The organism is Kitasatospora sp. NPDC040550 (assembly GCF_055594965.1).
Genome location: NZ_JBVIWC010000001.1, coordinates 20,794 through 46,688 on the forward strand (window position 1 = coordinate 20,794; position 25,895 = coordinate 46,688).

Annotated in this window: 27 protein-coding genes and 3 pseudogenes; 11 read left to right on the forward strand and 19 right to left on the reverse strand. The window is 73.4% G+C overall.

Annotation, left to right across the window (positions count from 1 at the left end; genetic code table 11):
• Nucleotides 1–72 precede the first annotated feature (72 nt).
• From ACZ58X_RS00105 to ACZ58X_RS00115, 3 genes and pseudogenes are all read right to left on the reverse strand, one after another.
• Nucleotides 73–417, reverse strand: a pseudogene (locus ACZ58X_RS00105) (2-phosphosulfolactate phosphatase); the annotation flags it as partial.
• 88 nt (nt 418–505) lie between these two features.
• Nucleotides 506–853 (reverse strand): hypothetical protein, encoded by a 348-nt coding sequence (locus ACZ58X_RS00110; protein WP_470331371.1) that lies wholly within the window; start codon nt 851–853, stop codon nt 506–508.
• A 168-nt stretch (nt 854–1,021) separates the two neighbouring features.
• A complete protein-coding gene (locus ACZ58X_RS00115) occupies nt 1,022–2,596 on the reverse strand; it encodes an AMP-binding protein (protein WP_470331372.1) in 1,575 nt (524 codons plus the stop codon).
• Nucleotides 2,597–2,697: 101 nt separating this feature from the next.
• On the opposite strand from ACZ58X_RS00115, the gene ACZ58X_RS00120 reads away from it, so the two are divergent.
• Nucleotides 2,698–3,111 carry a GNAT family N-acetyltransferase gene (locus ACZ58X_RS00120; protein ID WP_470331373.1) on the forward strand — a complete coding sequence of 138 codons (414 nt, stop codon included), beginning with the start codon at nt 2,698–2,700 and terminating at the stop codon, nt 3,109–3,111.
• Nucleotides 3,112–3,228: 117 nt separating this feature from the next.
• Nucleotides 3,229–3,354, forward strand: coding sequence for a hypothetical protein (locus ACZ58X_RS00125; RefSeq protein WP_470331374.1), 126 nt, complete (start codon nt 3,229–3,231; stop codon nt 3,352–3,354).
• Between the two features lie 522 nt (nt 3,355–3,876).
• On the opposite strand, the pseudogene ACZ58X_RS00130 reads toward ACZ58X_RS00125, so the two are convergent.
• From ACZ58X_RS00130 to ACZ58X_RS00140, 3 genes and pseudogenes are all read right to left on the reverse strand, one after another.
• Nucleotides 3,877–4,549: pseudogene (locus ACZ58X_RS00130) on the reverse strand (transposase); the annotation flags it as partial.
• 719 nt (nt 4,550–5,268) lie between these two features.
• Nucleotides 5,269–5,997: an HAD family hydrolase gene (locus ACZ58X_RS00135; protein ID WP_470331375.1), complete on the reverse strand. Its 729-nt coding sequence runs from the start codon at nt 5,995–5,997 to the stop codon at nt 5,269–5,271.
• Between the two features lie 156 nt (nt 5,998–6,153).
• Entirely contained in the window at nt 6,154–6,522 is a 369-nt protein-coding gene (locus tag ACZ58X_RS00140; protein ID WP_470331376.1) for an ArsR/SmtB family transcription factor, read from the reverse strand.
• Nucleotides 6,523–6,674: 152 nt separating this feature from the next.
• Here ACZ58X_RS00140 and ACZ58X_RS00145 point away from each other — a divergent pair, with 152 nt between their 5' ends.
• Nucleotides 6,675–7,856 (forward strand): MFS transporter, encoded by a 1,182-nt coding sequence (locus ACZ58X_RS00145; RefSeq protein ID WP_470331377.1) that lies wholly within the window; start codon nt 6,675–6,677, stop codon nt 7,854–7,856.
• 216 nt (nt 7,857–8,072) lie between these two features.
• Here ACZ58X_RS00145 and ACZ58X_RS00150 read toward each other — a convergent pair whose 3' ends face one another.
• From ACZ58X_RS00150 to ACZ58X_RS00165, 4 genes and pseudogenes are all read right to left on the reverse strand, one after another.
• A complete protein-coding gene (locus ACZ58X_RS00150) occupies nt 8,073–8,765 on the reverse strand; it encodes a methyltransferase domain-containing protein (RefSeq protein ID WP_470331378.1) in 693 nt (230 codons plus the stop codon).
• Between the two features lie 37 nt (nt 8,766–8,802).
• A complete protein-coding gene (locus tag ACZ58X_RS00155) occupies nt 8,803–9,168 on the reverse strand; it encodes an iron-sulfur cluster assembly scaffold protein (protein ID WP_470331379.1) in 366 nt (121 codons plus the stop codon).
• 167 nt (nt 9,169–9,335) lie between these two features.
• Nucleotides 9,336–9,598, reverse strand: a pseudogene (locus ACZ58X_RS00160) (hypothetical protein); the annotation flags it as partial.
• A 387-nt stretch (nt 9,599–9,985) separates the two neighbouring features.
• Nucleotides 9,986–10,930 carry a LysR family transcriptional regulator gene (locus tag ACZ58X_RS00165; protein ID WP_470331380.1) on the reverse strand — a complete coding sequence of 315 codons (945 nt, stop codon included), beginning with the start codon at nt 10,928–10,930 and terminating at the stop codon, nt 9,986–9,988.
• 115 nt (nt 10,931–11,045) lie between these two features.
• Here ACZ58X_RS00165 and ACZ58X_RS00170 point away from each other — a divergent pair, with 115 nt between their 5' ends.
• Both ACZ58X_RS00170 and ACZ58X_RS00175 read left to right on the forward strand, forming a co-directional pair.
• Nucleotides 11,046–11,858 carry an inositol monophosphatase family protein gene (locus tag ACZ58X_RS00170; RefSeq protein WP_470331381.1) on the forward strand — a complete coding sequence of 271 codons (813 nt, stop codon included), beginning with the start codon at nt 11,046–11,048 and terminating at the stop codon, nt 11,856–11,858.
• A 48-nt stretch (nt 11,859–11,906) separates the two neighbouring features.
• Nucleotides 11,907–12,551 carry an NADPH-dependent F420 reductase gene (locus ACZ58X_RS00175; RefSeq protein WP_470331382.1) on the forward strand — a complete coding sequence of 215 codons (645 nt, stop codon included), beginning with the start codon at nt 11,907–11,909 and terminating at the stop codon, nt 12,549–12,551.
• Between the two features lie 175 nt (nt 12,552–12,726).
• On the opposite strand, the gene pgm is transcribed toward ACZ58X_RS00175, so the two are convergent.
• From pgm to ACZ58X_RS00190, 3 genes are all read right to left on the reverse strand, one after another.
• Nucleotides 12,727–14,367: a phosphoglucomutase (alpha-D-glucose-1,6-bisphosphate-dependent) gene (gene pgm, locus ACZ58X_RS00180; RefSeq protein ID WP_470331383.1), complete on the reverse strand. Its 1,641-nt coding sequence runs from the start codon at nt 14,365–14,367 to the stop codon at nt 12,727–12,729.
• A 187-nt stretch (nt 14,368–14,554) separates the two neighbouring features.
• Nucleotides 14,555–14,860: a YciI family protein gene (locus ACZ58X_RS00185; RefSeq protein ID WP_470331384.1), complete on the reverse strand. Its 306-nt coding sequence runs from the start codon at nt 14,858–14,860 to the stop codon at nt 14,555–14,557.
• 71 nt (nt 14,861–14,931) lie between these two features.
• On the reverse strand, nt 14,932–15,705 hold the full coding sequence (locus ACZ58X_RS00190; protein ID WP_470331385.1) for a GNAT family N-acetyltransferase: 774 nt from the start codon (nt 15,703–15,705) through the stop codon (nt 14,932–14,934).
• A gap of 138 nt (nt 15,706–15,843) precedes the next feature.
• Between ACZ58X_RS00190 and add the strand changes: the two genes are divergently transcribed.
• From add to ACZ58X_RS00205, 3 genes are all read left to right on the forward strand, one after another.
• Nucleotides 15,844–16,797 carry an adenosine deaminase gene (gene add / locus ACZ58X_RS00195; RefSeq protein ID WP_470331386.1) on the forward strand — a complete coding sequence of 318 codons (954 nt, stop codon included), beginning with the start codon at nt 15,844–15,846 and terminating at the stop codon, nt 16,795–16,797.
• 303 nt (nt 16,798–17,100) lie between these two features.
• Nucleotides 17,101–17,445 (forward strand): hypothetical protein, encoded by a 345-nt coding sequence (locus ACZ58X_RS00200; RefSeq protein WP_470331387.1) that lies wholly within the window; start codon nt 17,101–17,103, stop codon nt 17,443–17,445.
• The gene (locus ACZ58X_RS00205) at nt 17,442–17,816 is read left to right on the forward strand and encodes a hypothetical protein (protein ID WP_470331388.1); all 375 of its coding nucleotides are present in this window, start codon (nt 17,442–17,444) and stop codon (nt 17,814–17,816) included. Before ACZ58X_RS00200 ends, ACZ58X_RS00205 begins: the two co-directional genes overlap by 4 nt.
• Before the next feature lie 42 nt (nt 17,817–17,858).
• On the opposite strand, the gene ACZ58X_RS00210 is transcribed toward ACZ58X_RS00205, so the two are convergent.
• The 6 genes from ACZ58X_RS00210 to ACZ58X_RS00235 all read right to left on the reverse strand — a co-directional run bounded on the left by ACZ58X_RS00210 (nt 17,859) and on the right by ACZ58X_RS00235 (nt 22,292).
• Nucleotides 17,859–18,815, reverse strand: coding sequence for a helix-turn-helix transcriptional regulator (locus tag ACZ58X_RS00210; RefSeq protein ID WP_470331389.1), 957 nt, complete (start codon nt 18,813–18,815; stop codon nt 17,859–17,861).
• A gap of 102 nt (nt 18,816–18,917) precedes the next feature.
• Nucleotides 18,918–19,460, reverse strand: a complete 543-nt coding sequence (locus ACZ58X_RS00215) for a pyridoxamine 5'-phosphate oxidase family protein (protein ID WP_470331390.1) — start codon at nt 19,458–19,460, stop codon at nt 18,918–18,920.
• Nucleotides 19,461–19,678: 218 nt separating this feature from the next.
• On the reverse strand, nt 19,679–20,560 hold the full coding sequence (locus tag ACZ58X_RS00220; RefSeq protein ID WP_470331391.1) for an ABC transporter permease: 882 nt from the start codon (nt 20,558–20,560) through the stop codon (nt 19,679–19,681).
• On the reverse strand, nt 20,520–21,416 hold the full coding sequence (locus tag ACZ58X_RS00225) for an ATP-binding cassette domain-containing protein (protein WP_470331392.1): 897 nt from the start codon (nt 21,414–21,416) through the stop codon (nt 20,520–20,522). Before ACZ58X_RS00225 ends, ACZ58X_RS00220 begins: the two co-directional genes overlap by 41 nt.
• On the reverse strand, nt 21,413–21,895 hold the full coding sequence (locus tag ACZ58X_RS00230) for a MarR family winged helix-turn-helix transcriptional regulator (RefSeq protein WP_470331393.1): 483 nt from the start codon (nt 21,893–21,895) through the stop codon (nt 21,413–21,415). Before ACZ58X_RS00230 ends, ACZ58X_RS00225 begins: the two co-directional genes overlap by 4 nt.
• Nucleotides 21,896–22,088: 193 nt before the next feature.
• On the reverse strand, nt 22,089–22,292 hold the full coding sequence (locus ACZ58X_RS00235; RefSeq protein WP_470331394.1) for a cold-shock protein: 204 nt from the start codon (nt 22,290–22,292) through the stop codon (nt 22,089–22,091).
• Nucleotides 22,293–22,671: 379 nt separating this feature from the next.
• Between ACZ58X_RS00235 and ACZ58X_RS00240 the strand changes: the two genes are divergently transcribed.
• The 3 genes from ACZ58X_RS00240 to ACZ58X_RS00250 all read left to right on the forward strand — a co-directional run bounded on the left by ACZ58X_RS00240 (nt 22,672) and on the right by ACZ58X_RS00250 (nt 25,838).
• The gene (locus ACZ58X_RS00240; RefSeq protein ID WP_470331395.1) at nt 22,672–22,902 is read left to right on the forward strand and encodes a hypothetical protein; all 231 of its coding nucleotides are present in this window, start codon (nt 22,672–22,674) and stop codon (nt 22,900–22,902) included.
• A 218-nt stretch (nt 22,903–23,120) separates the two neighbouring features.
• On the forward strand, nt 23,121–23,453 hold the full coding sequence (locus tag ACZ58X_RS00245; protein WP_470331396.1) for an ArsR/SmtB family transcription factor: 333 nt from the start codon (nt 23,121–23,123) through the stop codon (nt 23,451–23,453).
• 306 nt (nt 23,454–23,759) lie between these two features.
• A complete protein-coding gene (locus ACZ58X_RS00250) occupies nt 23,760–25,838 on the forward strand; it encodes a HelD family protein (protein ID WP_470331862.1) in 2,079 nt (692 codons plus the stop codon).
• The last annotated feature ends 57 nt before the right edge of the window (nt 25,839–25,895 follow it).

Genomic DNA, 25,895 nt, shown 5'->3' on the forward strand with positions numbered 1-25,895 from the left:
CGGCCCGCACCCCAGCTCCCGCAGCGCCGCGATCACCGCACCCGCCCCCAGCAGGTCCTCCAGCGCCGGGCGCAGGGTGCCGTCGGGCCAGCGTTCGCCGGCGGCGATGACGCCCAGCGGGCGCTCGGGCGTGCCGTACCCGTCCTCGGCGAGGCGGCGGGCCACGGCGGTGGCGTTGCGCAGGCAGGCGGCCGCGACGGTGGCGCCGGCCCGGTGGGCGGCGGCGGAGCTGGCCGAGCCGTTGGGTGAGGGCAGGACCAGGCGGGGTGTGGCGGGGGCGCGGCGCAGGGCTGCGGGTGAGAGCGTCCACGGGGTGCTCTCGCAAGCGGCGCTGCGGCCGACGGCCAGGCGGGCGTCGTGGCGGTCGGCGAAGTCCTGGGCGGTCGAATCCCGCCAGGGGTTCCGGCGCCAGGGCATGGTGAGCGCGGCGGTACGGTCGGCCCACCACTCGGCGGTCCAGCCCTCGACGCCGTAGCGCGCGCCCCGCGTCGTTGCTGTTGGCGGCTCAGGGCAGCAGGCCGCCGGGGTCGGGGAGGACCGGGGTGTGGTCCTGGTCCCAGAACTCGTCCTCGCCGTGGACGACTTCGCGCAGCTCCCCGTCGGGTCGAGTGCGCCAGTGGGCGAAGCCGCCGGGTGCGCCGTCGGGTGCGCCGTCGGAACGGGTGCGGACCAGGGCGGTGCGGCCCCACTCGCCCTTGAGGTTCACCGCCCCGCAGAGAGCGATGAACGCGCGGTAGTCGGAGGGCAGTTGGACACCGAGTTCGGCGGGGGCCAGCCCCCAGGGGCGCCGTGCGGGGGTGCAGGCGGGCGCGCCCATGATCGCCCGCAGCCGTTCGAACGCCGCTCCCGCCATGTGCCCCGCCCCGTCGTCCCGTGTCCGCCGCCCGGCTCCTCGCCCTGCCCAGGTGCCCGGCCCAGGTGCCCTGCCCAGGTGCCCGGCCCAGGTGCGCGGCCCGCCCGGTTGTCCGGACGGCTCGCACCGCAGGCGGACCGTCCGACGGCCGGGCGGGCGGGACGGGTGTCAGCCCGCTGCGGCCTGCTCGCGCAGGCGCTTCTTGTCGGGCTTGCCGACGGAGGTGAGCGGGATGGCGTCGACGAGGTGGACGGCCTCGGGGGCGTAGAGGCGGCCCTTGTTGGCGGTGACGAAGGCGCGGACGTCCGCCAGGTCGGGTCGCTGTCCGGGGGCGGGGACGACGGCGGCGTGGACGTGTTCGGCCTGCTGGTCGTCGCGGACGCCGTAGACGGCGACCTGGGCGATGGCCGGGTGGGTGAGGAGGAGTTCCTCGACCTCGGTGGGGTAGACGTGGCCGCCGACGACGATGATCAGGTCCTTGAGGCGGTCGGCGAGGTAGAGGTAGCCGTCGGCGTCGAAGTAGCCGATGTCGCCGGTGTCCAGCCAACCCCCGCGCAGCACCTTGGCGGTGAGCTCGGGCTGCTTCCAGTAGCCGGCCATCAGGGTGGCGGAGCGGACGTGGATCTCGCCCTGCTCGCCGGCCGGCAGCACGGTGCCGTCCGCGGCGCGGATCTCCACCTGGACGCCCGGCAGGGGGCGGCCAACCGGCACCTGGCCGCCGTGGCCGATGCGGTCGTGCTCGTGCGGGCCCAGGACGGCGATGTTCTGCGCCTCGGACATGCCGTAGCCGCTGACCAGGACGGGCCCGAACGCCTTGAGGGCCTCGCGGACGCGGGCCGGGGAGGCGGCGCAGCCGCCGTAGGAGAGGCGGCGCAGGCCGGACAGGTCGGTGCGGGCCAGGGCCGGGTGGTCGAGCAGCCGGTAGAGCAGCGGGGGCAGGAGGAACAGGTCGGTGATGCGCTCGCGCTCGATCGCGGCGAGGACCTCGCCGGGGTCGAAGGCGCGTTGAAGGACGACGGAACCGCCGTGGTGCAGGGTCAGGTCGGCGAGGACGCCGGCCAGGTGGGCGAGGGGGGTGGCGGCGAGCAGGCGGGGTTTCTCGCCGGCGGGGCGGGGTTCGGTGAAGGGGAAGTCGAAGGCGCTGCGGTACGGGCCGTGCAGGCTGAGGATGCCCTTGGGGATGCCGGTGGTGCCGCCGGTGTGGCGGATGCCGAGGTCGTCGCCGGGGCCGAGGGGGACGGCGGGGTCGGTGGCGGGGCGGGTGACGCTGGCGGCGATCGCGTCCTCGCCGATCCCGGTGTCGTCGGGACCGAGGGTGAGGACGGTCGGGACGTCGATCAGCGGCAGCAACTCGGCGGCTCCCGCGTACCGTTCGGCGTCGACGAGCAGCACGGTGGTGTCCACGCTGGCCACGATCTCGGCCAGCACGGGGGCGCTCATCCCGTCGTACAGGTTGACCACCCGGGCCCCGGCCAGGCCGGCCGCGTAACGGGCGGCGAGGGCCTCGGGGGTGTTGCCGGTGAGCAGGGTGACGGTGCTGCCGCGGCCGGCGCCGCGGGCGAGCAGCTCGTGGGCGAGGCGGTAGGCGGTGGCGGCGAAGTCGCCGGCGGTGATCTCGACGCCGTCGGCGGAGGTGATGGCCCGCCGCTCGGGGTGCGAGGCGAGGGACCGGAGGATCAAGGCGGGGGCGCTGACGAACTCCCGGGCGCTGTCGGCCGCTTGTGCTGCGGAGGTGGCAACCATGGTCCTCACCCTAGCCCGGGACGGCCGTGCCGTGCCGTGGTTCGGTGCGGGGGCGCGAAACCGGGATGCGGGCGGCTCCCGGGGCCCGGCACACTGTGCCGATGATCACCGACCACTGGCCGTTGATGGGCCTGCGCGTGAACACGCCGCGTCTGGAGCTGCGCCTGCCCCGCGAGGACGAACTGCCCGAGGTCGCCGACCTCGCCGCGCGCGGGGTCCACGCGCCCGATCAGCGGCCCTTCCTCACCCCCTGGGGCGAGCTGGCACCCGCCGAACGGGCCCGGCACGTCCTGCAGATGCACTGGCGGCGGATGGGGCGCTGGACGGCGCAGCACTGGGCGCTGGGCCTGGTGGCCTTCCACCAGGGGCGGCCGGTGGGCGTGCAGGACATGCGGGCCCAGGAGTTCGCGGTACGGCGCGAGATCTCCTCCGGTTCGTGGGTGGGCCTGGAGCACCAGGGCCGGGGACTGGGCACCGAGATGCGCGCGGCGATGCTCCACCTGGCGTTCGCGTAGCTGGGCGCGCTGTCGGCGACGTCGGCGTCCTTCGCCGACAACCACTCCTCCCTCGCGGTCTCCCGCAAGCTCGGCTACCGCGACGACGGCATCACCCTGGACGTCCTGGACGGCCGCGTGGTGGAGTCCCGGCGCCTGCGCCTGTCCCGCGACCACTGGCAGGGCCCGCCCGCGCCCGTCACCGTCACCGGCCTCACCGCCGCCTGCCACACCCTCCGAGGCGCCGACACCCCACCCTCCTGAGCCCCCACCCACCGCGCGGCCCGGCTCCCCCACAGGAAGTCGACCCAGCCGACTTCCTGTCCGCGGGTGCCGCGGCCGCAGCCGCACGGAGGCGGCACACCAAGTCCCCCTGCCCGCAGCAGCCCGCGCGGGCCCAGTACGCCAGCAGACCGGGCAGTCGACAACCGCTGAGCACGCCGTCGTCGTCGACAGGGCTGTGGCCTGGTCGGGGACCGATCGCTCCCTGTTCGAAATCCTGGCCGAATTCGGTCCGCCATCGGTCACGTTCGGTCCACAGGACCCTTATCGACCCAAGAATCTCAGCTATGCCACTGACGATCCCTCAGCCCCTGTCGTCGCTTTCCACCTCGGTTCGGCGCAGGCCGATTCGGACCCGGGTCCGGGAGACCGAACGTCGGCAGACTCGGTCCTGCTGGCAGTGCGGGTCCACGACGACTTCCTCGACGGGTGGGAACTCACACCATCCGGCCTGGGCCGCTTCCACTGAAAGCCGGCGTGAAAAGCCCACAGGACCGTCATGCCGGCAGCTTCATGAGTCGTCGCCAGCAGATGAGTGTGCAGGCGAGTGAGACGAATGCGCTGTGGAGGTCGAGGCGTCGTTCCCAGCGGACGGCGAGGCCCTTGAACTGGTGGGGCTGGGCGAAGGTCTGCTCGACGACGTAGCGGAGCTTGCCGAGGCCGATGATTTCGCGTTCTCCCTGCGGGAGATGATCGGCAGGATCCGCCGTTCGCGCACGTCCCGGCGGTCGGGGTCGCTGTCGTAGCCCTTGTCGCCGAGCAGGGCGTTGGGGCGTTTGCGGGGGTGGCCGACTCGGCGCCGAGGAGTCCACGCAGGCGCGCGTCCAGTAGATCAGTCCGGCCGCGTTCAACTCGGCCAGGAGCAAGCGGTGCAGGGCCTCGAACACCCCGGCCCTGCTGCCGGCGGCCGAGCCACCGTCAGCCCGTCAGCACGTCTGCCCGGAGCCGAAGCCCGGTTCCAGCGGCAACTGATGCCAGGTGATGCCGGTGTACAGCACGAACAGGATGCCCTGCGGGCAGAGCCGGCCGTCCGCCGGACGCGGACCGGGTAACCGCTCCGCCCACGCTGGCAGCAGCGGTTCGATCCGGGCCCACAGCCGTCGTCCACCACCCACGGCTTGTTGCCCACACCAGTACGAACAGGCGGATCGTCACATCGGTCACGCCCCACCAGCATCGATCGGCAAGGTCGTGTGACGGGCGCCAAAGGCTCGGCACCAGAAAGCCGGGCCGGTCGACTTCCCACGCGCGGCAAGCGCACAAGGAGTCCACCGAGCGAGCCAGTTCCGGCGCGCGCCAAGCCGGAGCCCCCGATGCCACGCGCGAGCGCTACCGAAAGACCCCACAGCACAAGGGGACGCAGGACCAAGCCCGTACGAGAAATCGACCCGGTCCACTTCCTGTGCGGCGACGGGCCGGCGAGGCCTCGGCGCAGGAAGTCGGGTCACCCGACTTCCCGTGCGCGCCAGGCGCGCGGGAAGAGCCCACCGAGGGAACCAACTCCCCCGCGCTGGAGGTCGATCCACCTGCCTCGCGGGCAGGGGCCACCGCCGAGAGCCCTGCGGTACGGCAGGGCACAGCCCCCCTGCACGTGAAGTCGGGTCGGCCGACTTCTTGCGCGCAGTGGCGCGGGTCGGCCGACTTCTTGCGCGCAGCGGCGCGGGTGGGCCGACGACGCCAAGGCACCGGAAGTCGACAGGGCCGACTTTCCGTGCGCGGCGGGTGGGCGGGAGAGCCCAGCGAGCCAGCAGGCTCCGGTGCGCGGGAGGTACAGGCCACCGGCCTTCCGCCGGGGGCTGCTGCCGGAACCGGCCCCGCGCGGGAGGTCGGACGGGCCGTGCGGGTGGACTGGGCGGGTTGCGGCGCGAGGCCCTGAGGCCTTCGGGGTCTTCGGGGTCAGGGAGTGGGGAGGGCGGCGAGGGTGGGGGCGAGGGGGTGGAGGGTGTGGAGCAGGTGGATGCCCTCGGCGACCGGGGTGGTGGTGGCGGCGCGGTCGAGCCAGAACGCGTGGAGGCCGGCGGCACGGGCGCCTTCGGCGTCGACGGTGTAGTTGTCGCCGACGTAGGCGACTTCGTGCGGGGGCAGGCCCAGGGCGGTGCAGGCGGCGTGGAAGATGCTGGGGGCGGGTTTGGCCTCGCCGTGCTGATCGGAGCAGACGATGACGTCACCGAAGTGCTCGAGCAGGCCGATGGTGCTCAGTTTGCGGCGCTGGTGGTCGGTGTCGGAGTTGGAGACGATGCCCAGGCGGTAGTGGGGGGCGAGGCGGCGCAGGGTGGGTTCGGCGTCGGGGAAGGCCCGCCAGGCGGCGTCGCGGTGGACGGCGTAGCCGTCGAACCAGGCGGCGGCCTGTTCGTCGGTGAGGTGTTCGGCGCCGTCCTGGCCGAGGTGGGCGAGGAAGCGGCGGGTGCGTTCGTACTGCTGGCCGCGCAGGGTGAGTTCCCGGGCGAGGTAGCGGGCGTAGCTGTGCTCCATGACGGCGCGCCACAGGTCCAGGGCGGCCCGGGGGGTGGGGAAGCGTTCCAGCAGGCCGACGTCGCGCAGGTGGGCGAGGATGCCCGCCTCCTCCGAGTGGGTGTAGTCGAACAAGGTGTCGTCGACGTCGAAGAGCACGCCCTTGATCGGCATGGACCGTCCCCCTTTTTCGCGTTCCGGCAGTGCGACCTGCACCCTACGCGGCGGCCGATACCGGCGTGAGTGCGACACCCGCGTGAGTGCGACACCCGCGTCCGCGCCCGATCGGTCGGCGACGCGGATGAGGAGACCCGAGGTCGATCGGCAGGCTCAGGCAGTGCCCGTGGCGGGGGCCGCACTGGAGGCGGCCTCCGCTGGCCGCGGGGCGGAGTCCAGGAGGGCGTCGAGCAGCCCGGGGAAGCGGGCGTCGAGGTCGGTGCGGCGCAGGCTGACGAAGCGGTTGCGGCCGGCGACGCGGGTGGTGGTGACGCCGGCTTCGCGCAGGACCCGCATGTGGTGGGAGACGGTCGACTTGTGGAGGTGTTCCAGGCCCAGGTCGCGGGGGTCGCAGGAGTGTTCGGCGCCGTCGGCGTAGCTGAGCAGCAGGCGCATGCGCACGGGGTCGCCGAGGGCGTGCAGGACCGTGACGAGGTCGATGTCGGCGGTGGGGGGCTGGGGCAGCCGCTCGTCGTCGGTCATGGGGTGGGCTCCGGTCCTCGGGGTCCCGCACAGGGGGCGGGCGACAGAAGGGATGGTTTGACAATCATCCACCAATCCCCGATTGTTTGACGAGCGTCAAACTGTTGCATGTTCGTCCAACAGTCCACACAATCCGCCCCGGGGGGCTCTCCGTGCCCGTACGCCTACTCCTGCTCGCCCTCGGCACCTTCGCCATGGGCACCGACTCGATGGTGGTCGCCGGCATCCTCGGCCCCATCGCCGCCGACCTGCACGTGTCGGTGGGCGCCGCCGGCCAGCTCGTCACCGTCTTCGCGCTCGGCTACGCCCTGCTGGCCCCGCCCCTGGCCGCCGCCACCGCCCGCTGGCCGCGCCGGCGCCTGCTGCTGACCGCGCTCGCCCTGTTCAGCGCCGCCAACGCCCTCAGCGCCCTCGCCCCCACCTACCCCCTGCTGCTGGCCACCCGGGTACTGGCCGCCGCCGGCGCCGCCCTCTACACCCCCACCGCCAACGCCGTGGCCACCACCCTGGTCACCCCCGAACGGCGCGGCCGGGCCCTGGCCACCGTGCTGGGCGGCATGACCGTGGCCACCGCCCTGGGCGTACCGCTGGGGACCTGGGTGGGACGCACCGACTGGCGCCTGACGATGTGGCTGGTCACCGCCCTCGGCCTGGCCGCCTTCGCCGGCCTCGCGCTCCTGCTGCGCGATCTGCCCGCCCCCGCCGCCGCCCCCACCCTCACCGCGCGCCTGGCCCCCCTCACCTCCCGTCGCGTCCTCGGCGCGGCGGCCACCACCCTCACCTTCTTCCTCGCCTTCCAGAGCGTCTACATCTACCTCGCCACCGCCGTCCACGGCGCCACCGGCGGCGACGCCGACAAGCTCAGCCTCATCCTGCTCACCGCCGGTGTCCTCTCCGTCGCCGGCAGCTGGCTGGGCGGACGCCTCGTCGACCGCGTCGGCGTGCGCGCCGTCCTGCTGACCGGCTCCGCCGTCGCCGCCTGTGCCTTCACCGCCCTGCCCTGGCTCGGACGCAGCATGCCCGGAGCCCTCGCCTACTCCGTCGTCGTCCCCCTGGCCGGCTGGGCCGTCTCCGTCGCCCTGCCCCACCGACTCGCCTCGATCGACCCCCCGAACGCCCCCCTGCTGATCTCCCTCAACAGCAGCGCCCTCTACCTCGGCACAGCCGCCGCGGGCCTCGCCGGTTCAGCCGCCATCTCCGTCCTGGGCACCCGCTGGTTCCCCCTCGCCGCCGCCGCACTCGCCCTCGCCGCCTGGGCCACCGCCGCCGCCACCACCCGCGACCACCCCACCCGCACCCACACCACCACCCCACCCACCCCCGCCCGCACCTGAACCACCCCACCCACCCCGAACAGCGGTGGTACACCGCACCGGTACGGAGCCCGACCCCGGCGGCGGGACCGGGGTACGCGCCACCGCACCGGCCGGCCGCCGTCCACCCGCGGGTCCACCTGCGGGTCCACCCGCCGAACGCCCGCCGTCCACCCGCCGAACGCCCCCTGCCGACCCCCCTCACCAGCAGCAATGGCGTTTGCCGCTGCTCGTTCCCTAGACCGCGGTGCGGTGATGGGTGCCGGCGGCTGTCAGCGGCGCCCGTGGCCCGTCCGGCCGGCACGGCGCCAGCCGGGCGTAGTAGGAGAACGGCGGGCCGATCAGCCGGGTCACGTGGAGCCCCGCAGCATTGGCGTGGCGAGCCAGGGTGGCGCGCCGCACCTGGTGCCGGTCGAAGAACTCGCCCACCACGATCCGTCCGTTCGGCTTCACCACCCGGCTCAGCTCCGTCAGCGTCACCTCCGGCTGCGGGATCTCACCCAAGGCCGTCACCAGGTAGGCGGCGTCGAACACGGAGTCCTCGAACGGCAGGTGGTGGGCGTCCGCCCGGGCCGGCGCGATGTTGGTGAGACCGAGCTGTGCGGCCCGGCTCATCACGTGGTCGAGCATCTCCTGCTGGACGTCGACGATGTCGAGTCGACCGTCAGTGCCGAGTTGCGGGGCGGTCTGCAGCGCCTGCAGGCCCGTGCCCGGTCCGACCTCCAGAACCCGCTCGCCCTGGCGCAGCTCCAGCATCGCATCGAGCCGCTGCTGGCTGAGCAGCGGCAAGGGCAGGTCGAGGAGTCGGCGCTGCGCGTACGGGTAGGGGGCGGAGTCGAACGCCCACCAGGACAGGGCCGCGGTGCCGGCCGCCGCCGCGGTCAGCCCCCATCGCACTCCGGGGCAGCCGAGTGCAGTGCGAAGATTCATGGTCAAGAGTCCTCTGTCTCGGGAAATTGACGGTCGGTCAGACCGGCTGTGAGGTCGGAACGCGGAGCGCCCGCCAGGCGACGAGGGCGCAGACCACCGCGAGCGGCAGTTCGGCGAAGCACGCCATGGCCAGCGCCACGGCGAAATCGCTGCCCGGCCCCGCTGTCATCGGGTCGAACCAGGCGTCGACCAGCAGCAGCATCGACGTGGCCGCAGCAGGCAGGGCCCGGCGGAGATCGCCACGAGCGGCCAGGACCCCGGTGGTGATGAAGCCGAGTGCCTCCAAGGCGTCCAACCCGGCCCAGGCGGCCGACCAGTGCACAGCAGTCGCTGTCGACGGCAGGGTGGTGCAGAGCACGAACGCCCAGGCGAGGACTGCGACTCCGCAGCCGATGAGTGCCAACTCAGGCCACCGGCACGGGCTACGGCGCCGATGCTGCGCGGGTTGCTTGCCCGCAGTGGCGCGTTCACGGGTCGCATCGGGCCGCGCCTTCGCCGTTGACCGCTCGGTGACGCTCACGGCACGGCCAGGAGGTTGCCGGAAACCGTGCCGAGCACCAGGCCGAAGGTCGCCGGGATCATCACGTTGTCCGACACGGTCGGGTCGTCCAGCAGGTTGAAGAACCGGAAGGCCGGTCCAGACCCGCGATCAGGTTCAGCGGCGTGGACGTGCCACTGCCGGAACGGCCGAGGACCGCCACGCACCCACCGGCCGCCACGGGCAACACCCGCTCGCCGGCCGCCACGGGCAAGGTGGCGCCGGCCGGTGCGGGCGGGCCGTCTTCGTACTTCTTCGCCGTGTCGCGAAGATCGATCATCGGTGCCTTCGTCATGACCACGAACCTAGGAACGGACCACGGTCCACCGCGTCGGCCGGCCGATGTCACCTCTTCCCAGGCCGTCGGCCCGGGGGCGTATCCGGCGTACATCCCCGGGGCGACGCGCAGAGCCGACGCCACCGCATACGATCTCGGCTCTGGGACGACATGGGTGGCGTCGGCCGCGGGACCGGCACGAGGCCGGGCGTCCGGGACCGACTGCACCAGGTCCTGCTGACCGGGCCGCACGCGCCGGAAGCCGGACCGGTCCCGGGCGGTGATCGACGGCTCGCACCACCGGGCCCGTCGGGGCGGCCCGGAACGGGCCGAGTCCGGTCGACGGCGCCCGGCCGGGTTCCCGGCACCACGTGATCACCGACGCTCACGGCACCCCGCTCGCCATCAGCTTCCCGGGCCCCCACCGGCTCCCCGCTGTGAGGCGGTCGGTGGTGCGAACAGTGCCCGGACGGTTTCGGAGGCCAGGTCTCGCAGCCAGGTGTGGGCGCGGTCGTCGTCGTAACGCTGGTGCCACAGCAGGTACAGGGGGACCTCGGGCAGCGGGAGTGGCGTCGGGAGTGTGGCCAGGCCGAGCTGTTCCCGGGCTGCGCGGGTGACCGCGTCGGGGAGGGTGACGACCAGGTCGCTGTCGAGGGCGAGCCGCAGGGCGAAGGCGGCGGTGGGCCCGGCGGCGACGACGCGCCGTTGGAGGCCGCGGGTGGTCAGGGCGTCGTCGATCGGGTCGCGCAGGCTTCCGCGTCGCGACACGGTGAGGTGTTCGGCGGCCGCGTAGCGCTCGATGCTCGGCGGACCTTCGGTGAGGGGGTGGCCCGGTCGGACGGCGACGACCAACCGGTCGCTGCCGACCAGGCGGTGGCGGATGTCGGGGAGCGTCGGAGCGCTGGAGCTCGATTCGAGGTCGACCTCGCCCCGGCGCAGCTCGGCGTCGTCCGTCCCGGGTTCGGCCGACAGTCGCAGTCGGACGCCGGGGGCTCGGCGGTGGACGGCGGTGATCAGGGCGGTGCCGCAGGCGGCGGTCAGGGCGTCGTGCCAGCGCACGGTGAACACCCGGTCCAGCGCTGCCAGGTCGAGTTCCTGCTGTGCGGACAGGAGTTGGTGGGCCTGCTGGACGAAGGCGTGGACCTGGGCGCGCATGGCCAGGGCGCGGGTGGTGGGGACCATGCTGCGACCGGTGCGGACCAGGATCTGGTCGCCGGTGGCCTTGCGGATGCGGCCCAGGGAGCGGCTCATGGCCGGTGCGGTGACGTGGAGGCGTGCTGCGGCGCCGGCAACACTGCCCTCTTCGAGCAGGGCGTCCAGGGCCGTGAGCAGGTTCAGGTCCAGTTGCATGCCGGTAACTCTACAAGTGCACAGCATGCACTTGTTGTTAACGATCGGGGGCCCTACCTTCGAAGTGCGGGCGCGGGACGAGCCGCCCGCACACATCGAACCCGGGGAGCCCGCCATGAGCACCGCCATGCCTTTCGCCGCCGACACGACGCTCCTGCCCGAGGTGACCGCCGCGGTGAGGACCGCGGGCCTCACCCTGCGCGACCGCCACACCTCGCACGCCCGGGGCGTGAGCCTGGACGAGGTCGTCGCCGAGATCCACGCCAACGACGACGCGGTGCTGGACGTACTGCGGGAGCCGCTGCTGCGGGCCCGGCCCGGATCGCGGTGGGCCGAGGACGAGCTGGCCGGCGGCGCGCTCCCGGCCGGGGAGTGGTGGGTCGTCGACCCCGCCGAGGGCAACATCAACCACGTCCACGGCATGGAGGACTGGGCCGTCACCGCCACCCTGGTCCGCGACAACCAGCCGGTGCTCACCGTCGTCCACCTGCCGCTGACCGGCGACAGCTACACCGCCGTCGCCGGCGGCGGTGCCCGCCTCAACGACCGGCCGCTACAGGTGTCCGCCAAGACCGATCTGGGCGCCGCGCTGATCGGCACCGGCCAGGCCAGGCCCGGCGAGGACGAGCGCACCTTCCGGCGGATCGGCGACTCGGTCACCGCCATGCTCGTCAACGGCCTGGTCGTGCGCGTGTCCGTTCCCGCCACGATGCAGCTCATCCACGTCGCCGCCGGACGCACGGACGCCTTCTGGCAGTTCTCCGACGTCCGCTCCGGGCTGGTCGCCGGGGCCCTGCTGGTCGCCGAGGCCGGAGGCACCGTCACCGACTTGGCAGGCGACCCCTGGCACACCGGCAGCCGCGACTTCCTGGCCGCCGCCCCCGGCATCCACACCGCCGCCCTCGGGGTCCTGTCGACCATCGCCTGACCGGGCAGCCCCGCTCCACCCACCCGACACCGCAAGGAGCATCACCCCATGACCAGCATCGGCATCCTGGGCGCCGGCCGCGTCGGCGCCAACCTCGCCGGCAAGCTCTCCGCGGCCGGACACCGTGTCACCCTCGGCGTCCGGAACCCGGAGGAGAGCGCAGCCCGTGCCGTGGGCGTCTCCCAGCAGATCGCCTTCGCCGACCAGCGCACCGCCGCCCGCACCGCGGACCTCGTGATCAACGCGACGCCCGGTGACACCTCCCTGGACCGACTGACCGGCCTGCGCTCCGAGCTCTCCGGAAAAATCCTCGTCGACGTCTCCAACGCCACCCGCGACGCCGATGACGGCCTGCCCGGCGACTTGTGCTATCCCGGCAGCAGCCTCGCCGAGAAGCTCCAGGCCGCGCTCCCCGACACCCCGGTGGTCAAGACCCTCAACACCATGGTGTCCATGGTCATGACCGCTCCCGAAACCCTGGCCGTCCCACCGACCGCCTATCTCTCGGGCGACGACCGGAACGCGAAGGAGACCGTCACCGGGCTGCTCGGCGACCTGGGCTGGCAGCGCGCATGGATCGAGGACCTCGGCGGCATCACCACGGCCCGCGCCACCGAGGCCATGATCCTCGTGGTTCCCCACATCCTGCGCCGGCACGGCTTCGAGCCCTTCGCCGTCTCGCTCGCCCGCTGACCCGTCAGGACCGGGTTCGGACCGGGACCGGTAGCCCGAAGCCGTCGACGGACGACTCCCGTTCCCGCCTCCAGAGCCGGGCGCACCGGCCCCGGCCCCCGACGCGACCGTGCGTACGGGAGCCGGGGCCGGGACTGGGGCCGGGACTGGGGGCCAGCGGCGAGCCCCGGGCGGCTCAGCCGCCGAGGACCCCGCCGACCAGGGCGCGCGCCTCCTCCTGCACCCGGCCCAGGTGCTCGGCCCCCAGGAACGACTCGGCGTAGATCTTGTACACGTCCTCCGTCCCCGACGGGCGGGCCGCGAACCAGGCGTTGTCGGTGCACACCTTGAGACCGCCGATGGCCGCCCCGTTGCCGGGCGCGTGCGAGAGCACCGCGGTGATCTTCTCCCCCGCCAGCTCACCCGCCGTGACCTGCTCCGGCGCCAGACGCGCCAGGCGGGCCTTCTGCTCGCGGTCCGCCGGAGCGTCGACGCGGGCGTAGGCCGGAGCGCCGTGACGCTCCGTCAGCTCGCGGTAGTACGCGCTCGGCGTGGCACCCGTCACGGCGGTGATCTCCGCGGCCAGCAGGGCCAGCAGGATGCCGTCCTTGTCCGTGGTCCACACCCCGCCGTCCCGGCGCAGGAACGAGGCGCCCGCGCTCTCCTCGCCACCGAAGGCGATCGATCCCTCCAGCAGGCCGTCGACGAACCACTTGAAGCCGACCGGGACCTCCGTCAGGGCGCGCCCCAGATCGGCCGCGACCCGGTCCAGCATCGAGGACGACACCAGCGTCTTGCCCACCGCCGCGTCCCCGGGCCAGTCGGCCCGGTGGCGGTACAGGTAGTCGACCGCCACCGCCAAGTAGTGGTTCGGGTTCATCAACCCGCCGTCCGGTGTGACGATGCCGTGCCGGTCGGCGTCGGCGTCGTTGCCCGTCGCGATCGCGTACTCGTCCTTGCGGCCGATCAGGGACGCCATCGCCGCCGGCGAGGAGCAGTCCATGCGGATCTTCCCGTCCCAGTCCAGCGTCATGAACCGCCACGTCGGATCCGTCACCGGATTGACGACGGTCAGGTCCAGACGGTGCGCCTCCGCGATCCGCCCCCAGTAGGCCACCGACGCCCCGCCCAGCGGGTCCGCACCGATCCGCAGGCCCGACGCCCGCACCGCGTCCAGGTCCAGCACCGACGGCAGATCCTCCACGTAGGTGCCCAGGAAGTCGTACCGACCCGTCGTGGCCGCCGCCAGCGCCCGCGCGTACGGGACCCTGCACACCCCCCGCAGACCCTCACGGATCAGCTCGTTCGCCCGGTCCTGGATCCACCCCGTCGCCTGGGAGCCCGCCGGCCCCCCACTGGGCGGGTTGTACTTGAAACCACCGTCACGCGGCGGGTTGTGCGAGGGCGTCACGACGATGCCGTCCGCCAACGCCCGCGGGCTGCGCCGATTGTGCGCCAGGATCGCGTGCGAGACCGCCGGCGTCGGCGTGTACCCGTCCGCCGCGTCGACCAGCACCTCCACCCCGTTGGCGGCCAGCACCTCCAACGCCGTCGCCTTGGCCGGCTCGGACAGCGCGTGGGTGTCCGCGCCGAGGAACAGCGGGCCCGCGACGCCCTGTTCGGCCCGGTACTCGCAGATCGCCTGCGTGGTCGCGGCGATGTGGTCCTCGTTGAACGCCACGTCCAGCGAGGAGCCGCGGTGCCCCGACGTCCCGAACGCGACCCGCTGCGCCACCTCCTGCGGATCCGGCCGCAACGCGTAGTACGCCGTCACCAACCGCGCCACATCCACCAGGTCCCCGGGCTGCGCCGGCTGCCCGGCCCGTGCGTGTGCCATCCGTCCACTCCCGCCGATTCCACGAACACTCGCGTTACGTCCTCGCCCCGCGCTCACCGATCGTAGCCACAAGACGACCGTGCCCCGAACCGTACGGGCGGGTCCGGGGCACGGTGGCGGGATTCCGCGCAGGGCGCGGGTGGGCTACGGAGGAACGCGGACGAGTGCGGCGGGATCCGGGCGGGGCTCAGGAGGCGGGCAGTTGCTGGCGGTACGCCTCCAGCGCCGGGGCGGTGGTCGTGGCCAGGAACTCCGTCACCCGGTACTCGGTCAGGCCCCGCCGCACGAACGGGTCGGTGGCCACCAGCGCCTCGATCGCGGCCCGGTCCTCGCCCACCGCCAGGATCACCCCGCCCTCACGTGGCACCTTCCGCCCCGAAGCCAGGAAGGTCCCCGCCGCGTAGTGGCCGTTCAGCCATTCCACGTGCGCGGGCAGGGCTTCGTCGATCCGCTCCAACTCAGCGGTGGTGTACGTCAACTCCAGTACGAACATGCCGCCAGGCTAACGGCGCGGGCCGACCCGCGGCGCGGCGGGGCGGGAAGCCGGGGCCGCGGGGCGGGGGTTCAGCGGGAGGCCCACCAGGTGGAAGGCGCCGCGACGGTGTAGCCCAGCGACTCGTACAGCGGGCGGCCCAGCTTGGAGGCGGTCAGGGTGGCCGGCACCTGCGCGAGGTCCGCGAGGGAGGCGGTCATGACGGCCCGGCCCACGCCGCGCGAGCGGAACGCGGGCGAGGTGGCGACCCAGTAGTGGCTGGCGAGGCCCTCGTCCACGACCCTGACGCAGGCGCCGGCGGCGACCCCCTGGTGCGAGGCGAGGAAGACGTCCACGCCCGGGCGGCCGATCAGCGCCGCCGGGAACAGCTCTCCGGGGCGGTGGGGCTCGAAGGCGGACAGCTCGAAACCCTCGATCACGACCCGCTCGGCCGCCTGGAGGTCCTCACCGCCGCTCACCCGCACCACGTCCAGCCCCGATCCACCGGTGGGGGCGGGGGCGGGCGGGCGCAGCATGACGGGCATCTGCCAGTTGCGCAGGCCCAGGTGGCTCAGGTCGGTGGCACTGAACGGATCCTCGGCGTTGACCGGGCCGGTGGCGCGCCGTGCCAACGCGGTCAGTTCCGCCAGCTCGTCCGGGTCGAGGTCGCTCTCCTGGACCAGGATCCGCAGGCCCGCGCGCACGCCGCCGTCGACGGCGAGGAACCCGCGCCGCCGGATCACCTCGTGCCCCCGGGAGTGGCCGGTCGCGGCCCAGAAGGCAGCCGAGTTGCGCGCCTGGCGCAGCGGCGCCTCGGCGGGGGTGACGGATGCGGGCTGGTCGGTCGCAGTGGTTCCGGTTGTCATGGCGCCCACCGTAGTACCGAATTGACCGGCCACACAGGGCCAATCCGACACCGGCCCACTGGGCCACCCCCGGAGCGGGGCCCGTATGCGGTCGGCCGCCGGGCGGACACCTGTCCGGGCTGTGGAATGCTCCCGCACATGACGACCAAGAAGATCGAACTGCACGTGCACCTGGAGGGGTCGATCCAGCCGCAGACGCTGCTGGAGATCGCCCGGCGCAACCACGAGCCGCTGCCCGCCGACACCGTCGACGGCCTGGCCGAGCTCTACCGGTTCACCGACTTCCGTCACTTCATCCAGGTGTGGGTGATGACGACCAACTGCCTGCGCACCGCCGACGACTTCCGCCAGGTGGTCGTCGACTACGCACGGCAGGCCGGCGCCCAGGGCGCGGTCTACCTGGAGGGCATCTTCTCCCCCGCGGAACGCGTCGAGGCCGGCGCGACCAGCTGGGACGAGATCTACACGGGCTACTGCGAAGGTGCCGTCGAGGCCGAGGAACGCCACGGCGTGACCGTACGGCTGACCCCGGACCTCTACCGCGGGTGCCCCGTGGAACTGGCCGAGGAATGCGCACGGGTCTCGGTCCGCTACCGGGACCGCGGCGTGGTCGGCCTGGGCATCGGCGGCGACGAGCGGCGAGGACCGCTCGCGCCCTACGCCAAAGCCGTGCGGATCGCCGAGGACGGCGGCCTCCCGTTCGTCCCGCACGCCGGCGAGACCGCCGGCCCCGAGTCGATCCGGGAGGCCCTCGACCTCGGCGCCGTCAGACTCCGCCACGGCATCCGGGCCGCGGAGGACCCGCGGTTGCTGGCCGAGATCGTCGACCGGAACGTGGTGCTCGACGTCTGCCCGACCTCCAACCTCCGCACCGGCGTGGTCCGCGACCTCTCCGAGCACCCGCTGCCCCGGCTGCGCGCGGCCGGGGCCCTGTGCTCGATCAACACCGACGACCCGGCGATGTTCGGCACCGACCTCGACCACGAACACGACGTCGCGGCAGGCCTCGGTCTCGACGCCTCCGCCGCCTACGCCGCCGGTGTGGCCGGCGCACTCTGCGAGGACACCGTCCGCGCGCGCCTGCTCCCCTGACCGCCCGATGACCGCCCGACTCACCTGACAACGGGCTTGCGGACCTGCCCCCCGGAGGGTGCCGACCCCAATCCTGCCAGGTCAGGCCAAGGATCGGTAGGACTCAGCACACCCTTCTCGTGCCTTGCCGCCGCCCCCGCGCACCCCGCACACTCGTGCAACACCCCGCTCCCCCGCCGGCCTTCGCGCCGCCGCCCGCATTCTCCGGGCGGCCGGCGCGCACGCCGACGTGCCCGGACGCGTCCGGCACGGTACGCGGGGGCGGGGTGCGCACAGGAGCAACGACGAAGGGGGACAACGGACATGACCGTCCACACCGACCTGGTGCTGAAAGCCCGGATCACACTGCTGAGCCACAACGACCGGATCCTCGACGGCGAGGAAGGCATGCGGGTCTACCGCACCCTGTTCGCCGTCAGCCCCCACGTGTACGCCTACAAACTCGCCTACGTCCTGCGCGCACTCGCCGAGACCAGCCCCCGCGCGGCCGGCCGACCCGGCGCCCGGGAGGCGCTGCTGGAGGAGGCACGGGCCGCGAGCGCGCAGATCCCCGCCGACGCCCCCGCCCACCAGCGCCGCATGTGGGAGTACACAGTGACGCAGCTCCAGGACGCCGAACGCCGACTCGGCCAGGCAGGCGCCCGATGAAGGGCACCGCCGAGAACCCGACACCGCGCGCGACGCCGCGCCCGACACCGCATCCGGACCTGGTACTCCGGGCGCGGATACAGCTCCTGCTCCACGACCAGTGGCTGGAGGGCGAGAAGGGCCTGCGGGTCTACCGGACGCTGTTCGCCGTGAACCCCCGTGCCTACGCCTACCACCTCACCCGGGTCCTGCTGGACCTCAGCAGCCACCACCGCCTGGCCGACCTGCCCCAGGCGCGACGCGCCCTCCTGCACGAAGCGCTCGACGCCGCTTCGCACATCCCCACCGACGCGCCCTGGTACCACACCAGGTATGAGCAGTTCGTGCGCGGTGCACTCACGCGCCTCGACCAGGAAGGACGGACGCCGTAACCGGAGGACGGCACCGGACCGCCCAGGGGTGCCCGTCCCGGCTCAGGCGTAGAGAGCGGCCGCCCGACGGGTCGCCTCGGCCACGCGGGCGCGCAACTCGGGCGGGTGGAGGACCTCGGCCTCCGGTCCCAGCCGCAGGAGTTCGAGGTAGCCGATCTCCCAGTTCTCCACCGGCAGGGTCACGGTGACCCAGCCCTCGGCGTCCGGCGGGCCCGCGGTGGCGAGGGCGTCGGCGGCGGCGGTGGCCTCCAGCAGGGCGGCGAGGTTGTCCACGGCCCGCGGGCTGAGCCGTACCAGCGCCCGCTCGCGCAGCATGGTGCGGGTGAACGCGCGGGCGGCCTCCTCCCAGTGGGCGGCGAGGTCGAAGTCCGGGTCACGGTCGAAGCGCTCCTCACCCGCCTCGGCGGTCTCGAAGCGGTCGACCCGGTAGGAGCCGACGCGCCCCGAGGGGCTGCGGGCCGCGACGTACCACTGCCCGGCCTTGAGGACCAGGCCGTACGGTTCCAGGCGCCGCTGCCGGGTGCCGCCGCGGGCGGCGTAGCGCCCGTGCAGCACCCGGTCCTCCCACACCGCGCGGGAGACCTCGGCGAGCAGCGGTGGGGTGTCGGTCCCACGGAACCAGGCCGGGGCGTCGAGGTGGAAGCGCTGGGCGGCGGCCGCGGGGGTGTCGCCCAGCGCGGCGGCGACCTTGAGCCGGGCGGCCAGGGCCTGCCCGGCCAGGCCCATGTCGCGCAGCGGGCCGGGCAGACCGGCCAGGTGCAGGACGGCGGCTTCGGCACGTTCCAGGCCGGTCAGGCGGGTGCGGTAGCCGTCGACCAGCCGGTAGCCGCCGCCCCGGCCGCGCTCGGCGTACACCGGCACCCCGGCCTCGGCCAGGGCGGCGACGTCGCGCTGCACGGTGCGTTCGGAGACCTCCAGCTCGGCCGCGAGGTCGGCGGCGGTCATGGCGCGCCGGTTCTGCAGGAGCAGCAGCAGCGCGATCGCCCGGCTCGCCCGCACCCCGGCCCTCCTCCTCCGTCCGCCCCTGATGTCCGTCACCCCATTGTCACCGCCCGCACTGCCCGCACCGCCCGCACCGCCCGCACCGGGCACGGGTCACGGTCACGCCCGCCCGGCCCGCTCCGCCGTCGCGAGGAGTTCGGCGGGGTCGGAGGCGAAGGCGGCCATCCAGTGCGGGCGCAGCCGGTAGTAGACGACGTCCTGCTCCCAGTCGAAGGTGTCGCGGCCGTAGAAGTCCTGGAAGTAGGCGAGGAGTTCGGGCCAGTCGGCGGCCTGCTCGCCGTTTTGGGGGTTGAGGGCCTCGGCGGTGCCGTGGGTGAACACCCCCAGGTCCTCCCCGCGCAGGTGGGCGGCGCTGACGGCGGGCCGGGCGGCCAGGTGACGGGCCTTGGCGGCGGTGCGCGCGGTGCCGAAGTGCCACTTGCCGTAGAGGAAGTGGCCGTCCACACCGCTGATCCGCGGCTCGCCCTTGGCGGTGACGGTGGACAGCGCGAGCGTGCACATCCCGGTCAGTACGCCGGTGAGCTGGACGGCGGTGAGGGTGCGCTCGCTGTTGATGATCGAGCGCAGGTGCGCGGTGGAACGGGCGAGCGAGGCGTCCAGGAGGTCCTGGAGGCGGGCGAGGTCGTCGGGCGTCTCGAGCATGGGATCCCTTGTCCGTGGTACGTGGCCCCGGCCGGCACCGTCACCGCGCCGACCGGTCCCCCTACTCTCGCGGCGAAACCCGACACCTCCTGTCGTCTTTCCCGCCGTCGGCGTCGGGCATCGGGCGGTCGGTGACCTCGTAGGGCTCGGAATGCTCGCTCAACGTGCTCCTCGGGAGGAGGACGAAGGGGAGGGACTCGTACGCCCGGGTGGCCGCCTCAGCGGGCGAGGCGGCCCAGGAGGGCGGAGGCGGCGGCGATGCCGGCCGCGGTGGCGGCGGCCAGGACGGCGAAGTCCAGGGGTAGGTGGGAGGGGGTGCCGATGAGGAGGCCGCGCAGGGCGTCGACCTGGTAGCTGAGCGGATTGGCCTTGCTGACGGCCTGTAGCCAGCCGGGCATCAGGTCGACCGGGTAGAGGGCGTTGGAGCCGAAGAACAGCGGCATGGTGATGGCCTGGCCGATCCCCATCAGGCGGTCACGGGTCAGGACGATCCCGGCGATGGCCATCGAGAGGCAGGAGAAGAACGCCGAGCCGAGCAGCACCGCGACGACCACGCCCAGCAGGCGCAGCGGGTTCCAGGTCATGGCGACGCCGAGGGCGGCGGCGATCAGGACCACGACGACGGCTTGCAGGACGGCTTTGACGCCGGCGGCGAAGGCCTTGCCGGTGACCAGGGCGGCGCGCGGGGTGGGGGTGACCAGGAGTTTGGTGAGGACGCCGGAGTCCCGCTCCCAGATGATCATGATGCCGTAGAAGATCGCGATGAACATCGCGGACTGGGCGATGATGCCCGGGGCCAGGTAGTCCAGGTAGGGGATGCCGCCGGTGGGGATGGCCTTGAGGCGGGTGAAGGTCTCGCCGAAGATCAGCAGCCACAGGGCGGGCTGGACGGCACGGGTGTAGAGCTCGGTGCGGTCGTGGCGCAGCTTCTGGAGTTCCACCGCGCACATCGCGGCGACGCGGGCGGGCACCAGGCGCCAGCCGGTGCGGGCGCGCGGGGGCACCAGCAGCAGGCTCAGGTCCGGGACACCGGCGGGCGTGGTAGCGGGGGTGGGGGGCTCAGCCGACGCGGCTGGCGGTGCGGCGGGTGCGGCGGACATCGCCGAAGTCTCCTTCCGTGGCGTCGGCCAGGTCGCGGCCGGCGAAGTGGCGGAACACGTCGTCGAGGGTGGGCTCGTCACCGCCGGGGACGGCGTGGCGGATGCTCTCCTTGAGCTCGGCGGGGGTGCCCAGGGCCCGGATCCGGCCGCGGTCCATCAGGGCGATGCGGTCGCAGTGCCGCTCGGCCTCGTCCATGTAGTGGGTGGTGACCAGGACGGTCATCCCGGTGGCCCGGCGCACGGCGTCCACGCGCTCCCACACGCCGGTGCGGGCGATCGGGTCCAGGCCGATGGTGGGCTCGTCCAGGACGAGCAGGCGCGGCGCGCTGACCAGGGCCTGCGCGAGTTCGAGGCGGCGGACCATGCCACCGGAGTAGGTGGCGGCCATCCGGTCGGCGGCGTCGGTGAGGTCGACGGCGGCCAGCGCCTGGGCGACGCGGCGGGCGCGTTCGGCGCGGGGGACGTCGAAGACCCGGGCGAACAGGGCGACGTTCTCCCGCCCGGTCAGCCCGGAGTCGGCGGACAACTGCTGCGGCACGTAGCCGAGCAGGCGCCGTACGTCCATCGGGCGGCGGGCGGCATCGTGGCCGAAGACGCGCACCATGCCGGGGCCGGCGGGCAGCAGCGTGGTGATCGCCCGGATGGTGGTGGTCTTGCCCGCACCGTTGGGACCGAGCAGGCCGAAGACCTCACCGGTCCGTACGGTCAGGTCGACGCCGTCCACCGCGCGGGTGACCTTGCCCCGGCCGTGGGTGAAGCTGTACTCCAGGCCCCGGCACACCACGGCCTCCGCCGCGGCCGACGCTCCTGCCGCGCCCGGTATTTCCGGTGTTCCTGCTGGTTCCGGCTCGGTCATCGCGGGTCCTCCTCGGGCAGGTCGCGCAGCCCCTGGGTGAGGGAGCGCAGCGCGGGCAGGGCGGCGGCCAGCGCGGCCCGTTCGGGGCCGGGCAGGCCCGCGACCAGTTCGCCGGTCAGTGCCCGGCGCCGCTCGCGCCAGGCCTCGATGCGCTGGTGGGCGGCCTCGGTGGCGTACAGCAGGGCGGCCCGGCGGTCCGCGGGGTCCACCTCGCGGCGCAGCAGGTCCTGGGCGACGAGCTGGTTGACGAGGGTGGAGACCGAGTTGCCGGCCAGGCACAGTTCCTCGGCGGCGGCGGAGACCCGCAGACCCGGGGTGTCCATCACCAGGTGCAGCAGTTCGACCTGGGCTCCGCGCAGGCGGGGCTGCTCCAGGCCCTGGCGCAGGCGGCGGCGCAGCATCCGCTGGATGCCGGTGAGGAGGGCGGAGAACTCGTCGGCGAGGGCGCCGTCGGGTGGGTGGGTGGGTCCTGTCTCCATACCTCGATTTTAGCTCTCAGTGAGAGCTATCTGTCGAGAGGGCGGGCGAGGCCGGGCGGGCGCAGGCAGGGGCGGACGCGGTCGGACAGGGGCGGGCACGCGTGGACAGGGGTAGAGAGCAGCAGAAGGCCCCGCGCCGGCGTGTGCTCGCCGGTGCGGGGCCTTCGTACGGGGCGCTCGTGCGCCCGCCTGGTCAGATCGCGCGGACCTGCTCGGCCTGCGGGCCCTTCTGGCCCTGCGTGACCTCGAACTCGACCGCCTGGTTCTCCTCCAGGTTGCGGTAGCCGGAGCCCTGGATCGCGGAGAAGTGGACGAACACGTCCGGGCCGCCGTCGTCCTGCGCGATGAACCCGTAGCCCTTCTCCCCGTTGAACCACTTCACGGTACCCGTGGCCATGCCGATCTCCCTTCGGGACGAAGGGGTGCGCGCTGCTGCGCACCCCTCACGGTGGTCGCGTCCAGGAACAGCAGGTTCAGCAGTACCGCGGACAGCGAATCTCATGATCATGCTACCGACCCGTCGCCGTCCGCATCCGGCTTTCGCCCAGATCCAGCCACTCCCCATCGACCCGCCCCGGCCGGGCGTTCGCGCCTCACCACCGCGGTGCCGGTACGCGGCCGGTCCGCTCCCGCCCGCCGCTCCCCTCCCCTTGCTCAGGATTCGCTCAGATACCGGACCATCCCGGGATGTTCGGTGCAAAGATCTCCACAGCCCCCGGAACGGGCCCGAGGCCACCGGCCGCGCCCGCCCCGGGACAGAAAGGGGGAACGAGAACATGGGCACCGTCGTCCTGCTCCTCGCCGCACTGGTCGCCACCGTCATCGGCACCACCGTCTTCCTGATCCACCGGGAGAGGGCCTGCGGCACACACTCCGACGATGCGGGACTGCTGGTCGAGCTGGAACGCACCCGCCAGGCCACCCACCTGCGCAGCACCTACTCCAGCCGCGCCGTCCACCACGGCACCGGCATGGCCTCCGACGACCTCCACAAGTACTACTCCTAGCCCGACCCCACCCGGGTGGCCCCGGGCGCACACCCGGGCGGAACGTGTGCATCCGGTGCACGACCAGTGTTGCCAAGGTGTTGCAGCGGGCGTGGCCGGGTGCCTTCCCGTAGTAGCGTCGGGCATGAAGTCACGCACGGTGCGCGGCGATTGACGGGGGTTCGACTCGGAACGGGGGCCAGACGTGGGAAGGGGTGGTGGGTGTGGGACGGGCACGCGTGACAGCGCGAGTGATCGTGCACCCCGGCGTGGAGGACGTCAACGTCCAGCAGGTGTTGGAGGCGCTCGCCGACCCGGCGAGGCGCAAAGTGGTGCACACCCTGGCCCACTCGGGCGCTGACCTGAGCTGCGGCTCCTTCGACCTCCCGGTCGGGCGCTCCACCTCCAGCCACCACTTCTCCGTGCTGCGCGCGGCCGGAGTGGTACGGCAGTACTACGTCGGCACCACGAAGATGAACACCCTCCGCACCGAGGAACTCGAACAACGCTTCCCCGGTCTCCTGTCGGCCGTCATCGCCGCCGCCGACACCGAAGCCCACAACACCCCCTGACACCCCCTGCCCCCGGCCCGGGCGGGCCGGGGGCAGGAGCGGGGGCGGGGACCGGAATGCCTCGCCGGATTTCCCCTGTTCCAGGTGCGCAATTGGCGATACACAGAATGACGGAATTGCGGAACGGCGCAACGGCGTAACGGCGTAACGGCGTAATTCTCGATACGCCGCACAGCCCGACCGCCATGAATTCAGCCACAGGGACATGTCTTCACCGGACAAGTCAAGACTGACCTTCGAAGAACTCCGACCGTAGGGTATGGCTCGAATCGAAGGAGCTCCCTGTTGCCGAAGTTGTCGAAGACGATGAATGACCCCACCACGCTCGCAGTTGACTCGGAGCGGGATTATGTGTCCTCCCTGTACGACTTCCTGACGGATCGGCTTTCCGAGGCGCGGGCACAGCGGGCGAGCGTGCTGAATGCCCCGGCGGGCAGCGCCGGTGAGGCATACGAAAGGGAAATCGCCGCCGAGCGGCTGGCCAAGGAGATCGGCCGGCTGGAGGGCGCCGAAAGGGGGCTGGTCTTCGGGCGCATCGACTGGGCGGACGGCACGGCCCTGCGCATCGGGCGGATCGGGCTGCACACGGACGAGGACGACCTGCCCCTGCTCGTGGACTGGCGCGCGAACGCGGCGCGGCCCTTCTACGAGGCGACGCCGGTCCATCCGATGGGCCTGCGGCGGCGCCGGCACCTGCGCCTGGAGGAGCGCACGGTCGTCTCGGTGAGCGACGAACTGCTGGACGGGAGCGCCCCGACCGACAAGGACGTCGTGGGCGACGGCCCGTTGACGGAGGCCCTGTCGGCGCGGCGTACGGGCCGGATGCACGCGGCCGTCGCGACGCTGCAGGCCGAGCAGGACGAGATCGTCCGTTCCGCCCACCGCGGGGTGACGGTGGTGCAGGGCGGGCCCGGCACCGGCAAGACGGTGGTCGCCCTGCACCGGGCGGCCTACGTCCTGTACGCGTTCCCGCGGGCCGCGGAGGAGGGTGTCCTGGTGCTGGGCCCGAACGCCCGGTTCCTCGACTACATCTCCCAGGTCCTTCCCTCTCTCGGGGAGAACGACGTCGTCCTGGCGACCTGCCGGGAGCTGGCCGGGGTGGCCGCGGACGCGAAGGCCCCGTTCGACACGGCGCGCCTCAAGGGCGGCACCGTCCTCGCCGACGCCCTGGCCGGCCTGCTGCGCGTCCGCCAGGCCCCGGCCGGCGACTTCACGGTGCGGGTCGGGCGGGAGCTGGTCCACCTGTCCGCCGAGGAGGTCGCCACGGCCCGCGACGCGGCCGTCGCGGCCGTACCGGGGCACAACCCGGCGCGCCGGGTGTTCACGGAACTCCTGGTCGACGCCGTCACCGACGCGATGCAACGGGACATGGGCGACCTCCTGGAGCAGATCGACGCCGATGCCGCCGCGATGACGGGCCTGGACCTCGACAAGTTCACGGGAGCCGCCCAGCACCGTACCGAGGGTGCGGCCGCCCCGGGCCCGGCCCACGAGCTGGACCTGGACGCCGTCCGGGCCGATCTCCTCGACGACGCCGGTGTCGAGCGGGCGGTCGAGGCGCTGTGGCCGCGGCTGGTGCCCGGTGACCTCGTGTCCGCGCTCCTGGCGGACGCCGACGCTCTCGCCGAACACCTGCCCCACCTGGGCGCGCAGGAACGGCTCCTCCTGCTGCGCGACCCGGACGGCCCGTGGACCGATGCCGACGTCCCGTTGCTGGACGAGGCGGCGAGCCTGGTCGACGGGCCGCCCGAGCGGACGTACGGGCACGTCGTCGTCGACGAGGCGCAGGAGCTGACCGCCATGCAGTGGCGGATGATCGTCCGCCGCTGCCCGGCACGGGCGATGACGCTGGTGGGCGACTTCGCCCAGGCGGGCCCGGTCGCGACGGCGCGCGACTGGAAGGAGGCGCTGAGCCCCCATGTCGGACCGCGGTTCAAGCTGCACGAGCTGACCGTCAGTTACCGCACCACGCAGGAGATCCTGGAGAGCGTCCGGGACCTGCTGGCCCGGATCGCCCCGGACCAGCAGCCCACCCGGTCACTGCGGAGCGGTGAGGCCCCCCGCACCGTGACCGCGCCGCCGGACGGGCTGGTCGGCGCCGTCGTCCAGGAGCTCCGCGCCCAGAGCGCCGCGCACCCGGGCGAGCTCCTGGGGGTGGTCTGCGCGGACACCAGGGTGGGCGAGCTGACGGCCCGGGGCGTCGCCGACCACGCCCGGATCGTGCCGGCGTCCGAGGCCCGCGGCCTGGAGTTCGACGGGGTCGTCGTCCTGCACCCCGAGGAGATCATCGCGGCCCGCCCCGGTGGGGAGCGGGATTTGTACGTGGCCCTGACCCGGGCCACCAAGCGGCTCTGCACGATCACCGCCCGGCCCGCACGCCCGTAGGGTCGGGCCCCGGGGAGCCGGCAGCCGCCGCTCCCCGGGGCCCCGGCCGGGTGTCGT

Coding starts and splice junctions, on each gene's coding strand:
- ACZ58X_RS00150 (WP_470331378.1), bottom strand. CDS start 8,765: ATGAATCTTCGCACTGCACTCGGCTGCCCCGGAGTGCGATGGGGGCTG.
- ACZ58X_RS00235 (WP_470331394.1), bottom strand. CDS start 22,292: ATGGCCACGGGTACCGTGAAGTGGTTCAACGGGGAGAAGGGCTACGGG.
- ACZ58X_RS00120 (WP_470331373.1), top strand. CDS start 2,698: ATGATCACCGACCACTGGCCGTTGATGGGCCTGCGCGTGAACACGCCG.
- ACZ58X_RS00175 (WP_470331382.1), top strand. CDS start 11,907: ATGACCAGCATCGGCATCCTGGGCGCCGGCCGCGTCGGCGCCAACCTC.
- ACZ58X_RS00115 (WP_470331372.1), bottom strand. CDS start 2,596: ATGGTTGCCACCTCCGCAGCACAAGCGGCCGACAGCGCCCGGGAGTTC.
- ACZ58X_RS00250 (WP_470331862.1), top strand. CDS start 23,760: ATGAATGACCCCACCACGCTCGCAGTTGACTCGGAGCGGGATTATGTG.
- ACZ58X_RS00135 (WP_470331375.1), bottom strand. CDS start 5,997: ATGCCGATCAAGGGCGTGCTCTTCGACGTCGACGACACCTTGTTCGAC.
- ACZ58X_RS00170 (WP_470331381.1), top strand. CDS start 11,046: ATGAGCACCGCCATGCCTTTCGCCGCCGACACGACGCTCCTGCCCGAG.
- ACZ58X_RS00240 (WP_470331395.1), top strand. CDS start 22,672: ATGGGCACCGTCGTCCTGCTCCTCGCCGCACTGGTCGCCACCGTCATC.
- pgm (WP_470331383.1), bottom strand. CDS start 14,367: ATGGCACACGCACGGGCCGGGCAGCCGGCGCAGCCCGGGGACCTGGTG.
- ACZ58X_RS00225 (WP_470331392.1), bottom strand. CDS start 21,416: ATGACCGAGCCGGAACCAGCAGGAACACCGGAAATACCGGGCGCGGCA.
- ACZ58X_RS00190 (WP_470331385.1), bottom strand. CDS start 15,705: ATGACAACCGGAACCACTGCGACCGACCAGCCCGCATCCGTCACCCCC.
- ACZ58X_RS00230 (WP_470331393.1), bottom strand. CDS start 21,895: ATGGAGACAGGACCCACCCACCCACCCGACGGCGCCCTCGCCGACGAG.
- ACZ58X_RS00220 (WP_470331391.1), bottom strand. CDS start 20,560: ATGTCCGCCGCACCCGCCGCACCGCCAGCCGCGTCGGCTGAGCCCCCC.
- ACZ58X_RS00165 (WP_470331380.1), bottom strand. CDS start 10,930: ATGCAACTGGACCTGAACCTGCTCACGGCCCTGGACGCCCTGCTCGAA.
- ACZ58X_RS00185 (WP_470331384.1), bottom strand. CDS start 14,860: ATGTTCGTACTGGAGTTGACGTACACCACCGCTGAGTTGGAGCGGATC.
- ACZ58X_RS00200 (WP_470331387.1), top strand. CDS start 17,101: ATGACCGTCCACACCGACCTGGTGCTGAAAGCCCGGATCACACTGCTG.
- add (WP_470331386.1), top strand. CDS start 15,844: ATGACGACCAAGAAGATCGAACTGCACGTGCACCTGGAGGGGTCGATC.
- ACZ58X_RS00205 (WP_470331388.1), top strand. CDS start 17,442: ATGAAGGGCACCGCCGAGAACCCGACACCGCGCGCGACGCCGCGCCCG.
- ACZ58X_RS00140 (WP_470331376.1), bottom strand. CDS start 6,522: ATGACCGACGACGAGCGGCTGCCCCAGCCCCCCACCGCCGACATCGAC.
- ACZ58X_RS00110 (WP_470331371.1), bottom strand. CDS start 853: ATGGCGGGAGCGGCGTTCGAACGGCTGCGGGCGATCATGGGCGCGCCC.
- ACZ58X_RS00215 (WP_470331390.1), bottom strand. CDS start 19,460: ATGCTCGAGACGCCCGACGACCTCGCCCGCCTCCAGGACCTCCTGGAC.